This is a genomic window from uncultured Zoogloea sp., from assembly GCF_937894855.1.
GTDB lineage: Bacteria > Pseudomonadota > Gammaproteobacteria > Burkholderiales > Rhodocyclaceae > Zoogloea > Zoogloea oryzae.
Genome location: NZ_CALAYQ010000077.1, coordinates 1 through 3535, shown reverse-complemented (window position 1 = coordinate 3535; position 3535 = coordinate 1). Strand labels below are relative to the sequence as shown.

Annotated in this window: 3 protein-coding genes; 2 read left to right on the top strand and 1 reads right to left on the bottom strand. The window is 59.6% G+C overall.

The window, feature by feature from the left end; all coding sequences use genetic code 11:
* Together Q0672_RS09920 and Q0672_RS09915 are read left to right on the top strand one after the other, a co-directional pair.
* Positions 1–703: adenine-specific methyltransferase EcoRI family protein (locus Q0672_RS09920; RefSeq protein WP_298621845.1), on the top strand; the 703-nt coding region annotated here is incomplete at its 5' end.
* Between the two features lie 3 nt (positions 704–706).
* The gene (locus tag Q0672_RS09915) at positions 707–1873 is read left to right on the top strand and encodes a DUF262 domain-containing protein (protein ID WP_298621843.1); all 1167 of its coding nucleotides are present in this window, start codon (positions 707–709) and stop codon (positions 1871–1873) included.
* Positions 1874–2186: 313 nt separating this feature from the next.
* On the opposite strand, the gene Q0672_RS09910 is transcribed toward Q0672_RS09915, so the two are convergent.
* The coding region (locus tag Q0672_RS09910; RefSeq protein WP_298621841.1) for an IS66 family transposase at positions 2187–3535 on the bottom strand (1349 nt) is incomplete at its 5' end.

Genomic DNA, 3535 nt, shown 5'->3' with positions numbered 1-3535 from the left:
TTTCTCGCTGTTCCGCGAATACGTTGCACAGCTCGTGGAGCATGGGAAGAAATTCTTGATCATTGGGAACCAGAACGCGATCACGTATAAGGAGGTTTTCCCGCTCATCAAAGAGAACAAGCTGTGGCTCGGTGTCGACAACGGCGGAACCAAGTGGTTTCAAGTCAGAGATGACTATGACATCAAAACCGAGTCGCGCAAGAAGGTCGTGAACGGCACGAAGTATTTCAGCATGGGAAGTATCATGTGGTTCACGAACCTCGACCATGGCCGCCGCCACCAAGAGCTTCCCCTGATGACCACTTCCGAGAACCTGAAGTTCAGTAGGAATCTTCGGGGCAAGTCGACTTACGATCGCTACGACAACTACGACGCGATAGAAGTGGCGACTTACAAGGAAATTCCCAGCGATTACGACGGAGTAATGGGGGTCCCTGTCACGTTTCTTGACAAGTACAACCCTGAGCAGTTCGAGATTCTGGGGTATGAGAAGAGCTACGAGTTACAGACAACGAAATACGGGGTGCAGGTTCAGGTCGACACGGCAGGCAAGCGAAGCAACGTCTCCAAATTGAACGATGGAGTTGCAATAAAATTGAAGCAGCCACCCAGTGACGAGACCTACTACATCGTGAACGGCGAGTATTTCATCCAGCAATACAAGCGCATCTTCATCCGCCACCGCCGCGCAAGGGGGGGGTAATACGTGAAAACCACCCTCCGCACCGACCTAACTGTTGCCGACATCTGCAACGGCTTCGTCTACAACCAGCTCGAAGGTAAAGGTCTTTTTGGCCTTGGCGGCAAACTCACCATTCAGCCAGAGTATCAGCGAAACTACATCTACGCCGAAGGCGGCGGAAAGCGCGAGCAGGCAGTGATTCAGTCGCTGCTCAAAGGCTACCCGCTTGGGCTGATCTACTTTAACAAGGTTGGGGAGGATAAGTTCGAGGTACTCGACGGCCAGCAGCGTATCACCAGCATCGGGCGGTTTGTCACGAACAAGTTCGCAGTTATGGACGGTAGCAACCCGCAGAACTTCGATAGTCTCCCCGCCGACCAACAGGCGCGGATCCGGGACGCGAGCCTGCTGATCTACGAGTGCGAGGGCACGGAGACAGAGATCAAGCAGTGGTTTGAGACGATTAACATCGCCGGCGTGCCGCTCAACGCGCAGGAACTGTTGAACGCCATCTATTCAGGCCCGTTCGTCACGATGGCCAAGGAAGAGTTCAGCAATAGCCAGAACGCGAACATCCAAAAGTGGAGCGCCTATATTAAGGGCAGTGCCAACCGTCAGGAATTTCTGGAGCGGGCGCTCGATTGGGTGAGCAAGGGCGACATCGGCGGTTACATGAGCAGTCACCGCAACGACAAAAACATCAACGAGCTGAAGGGTTATTTCAATGCCGTGATTGACTGGGCTTCCACCGTGTTTACGGATGTTCTACCCGAGATGCGCGGTCTGGAGTGGGGCAGGCTGTATGAGACGTACCATGGCCAGAGCTACGACCCGAAGAAGATGTCGGACGATGTGCAGAAGCTGGCCGCCGATGAGTACGTGACTAACGGCAAGGGAATTTTCGAGTACCTACTCAGCGGTTCGAGCGACAAGAAGTTGTTGGCCGTGCGCGTGTTCGACGACAAGACGAAGCGGGTCGCTTACAACAAGCAGACCGCAGAGGCGCAGGCTACGGGCAAGTCAAACTGTCCGCTATGCGCGGTCGGCGAGAACTCCAACAAGAGCAAGCTCTACGCAGTTAAGGAGATGGACGCCGACCACGTTTCCGCATGGAGCAAGGGTGGTGAGAGCTCTGCCAACAACTGTCAGATGCTCTGTATCACTCACAATCGGGCAAAAGGCAATCGATAGTACGGGCAGCCGGCAGCATGTAGTAAGAACGGGCTAGGCCGCTTCGTGGGCCGCCGCCAAACCGAGAAGGCTGTCATTCAGCGCGACATACGCTGGGCGGCAGTTACCGCCTCTAGCTGCCATACGCTCCGCGGAGCGTGAAACAGCGGGAATGGCCGATGAGCGGCCTGTTGGAACGAGCTTGATGGATCTCGACCACGCCCGATCCCCCTCCGACCAGACATCGACACCGACAACAAAAAAGCCAACCCTCTCAGGTTGGCCTTTTTGCTTGCAGATCGTAAGCCCCCGGCAATCCCCTCTTGACCGAGCCTCAGGCTGACTCCGGCTTCCACCGATGCGGCAGCAACTCCCCGATCCGACTCTGCGGCTGCGTCGGCAGGCGGGTGAGGACGTCCTTCAGATAGGCGAAGGGCTCATGCCCGTTGAGGCGTGCCGACTGGATCAGGCTCATGATCGCCGCCGCGCGCTTGCCGGCGCGCAGCGAACCCGCAAAGAGCCAGTTCTTGCGGCCGATGGCAATCGGCCGGATCTGGTTCTCGATCCAGTTGTTATCGATGGGGACGTTTCCATCGGTCAGGTAATGGGTCAGCGCCGTCCAGCGCTTGAGGGTGTAGTCGATGGCCTTGGCGCTGGATGAGCCGTTGGGGATCTTCCCTCGGCAGGCCAGCAGCCAGGTCTTGAAGTCGTCCAGCAGCGGCTTTGCCTGGGTCTCCCGTAGCGCCTGGCGGGCTTCGGCCTTCAGCTCCCGCGCATCTTGCTCGATGCCGTAGAGGGCGGCGATCCGCTCCAGCGCCTCACCGGCCATCTGGCTCTGCCCGTGCTCCTGAAGCTCGAAAAACTTGCGTCGGGCGTGGGCCATGCAGCCCGCTTCCGTCACGCCTTGGGCGATCAAGGCCTTGTAGCCGGAGTAATCGTCGCAGACGAGGGTGCCGCGCCAGTCGCCCAGGAAGTCCTGGGCGTGCTTGCCGGCGCGGCTGTCGGCAAAGTCGTAGATCACCGCCCGGACCGGATCGTGGGCGCCGATGCTGTAGGACCACAGGTAGGCCCGGTGCGTCTTGCCGGCCCCGGGGTCGAGCATCGCCACTGGCGTCTCGTCGGCGTGCAGCACCGGGAAGGTGAGGAGCTCTTCCTTCAGCGCATCCACCAGGGGCTTAAGCTGCACACCCATCTGGCCGACCCACTGGGCAAGCGTGGATTGGGGAATCGCGAGGCCCGCCCGGCCGAAGATGCCTTCCTGGCGGTAGAGCGGCAGATGATCCTGGTACTTGGCCACCAGCACCTGGGCCAGGAGTCCCGCGGTGGGGATGCCCTTGTCGATCACATGGGCGGGCACCGGGGCCTGGACCAGCGTTTCACACTGACCACACACCCACTTGCCGCGGATGTGGCGCTCGACGCTGAAGGTGCCCGGCGTGTAGTCGAGCTTCTCGGCGACATCCTCGCCGATGCGTTTCATCTGGCAGCCACAGGCACAGGTGGTGCTGTCCGGCTCGTGGCGGACCTCGGTGCGCGGAAGCTCGGGCGGCAGCGGTTTGCGTTTGGCCTGACCCTTGGCGGCAGACGGTTTGCCGGAGAGCTGTTCGAGCTCCTCGGTCATCGCCGCCAGGTCCGCTTCGACCGTCTCTTCGAACAGCTGGGCCTGCTCTGCCGGCAGGCGCT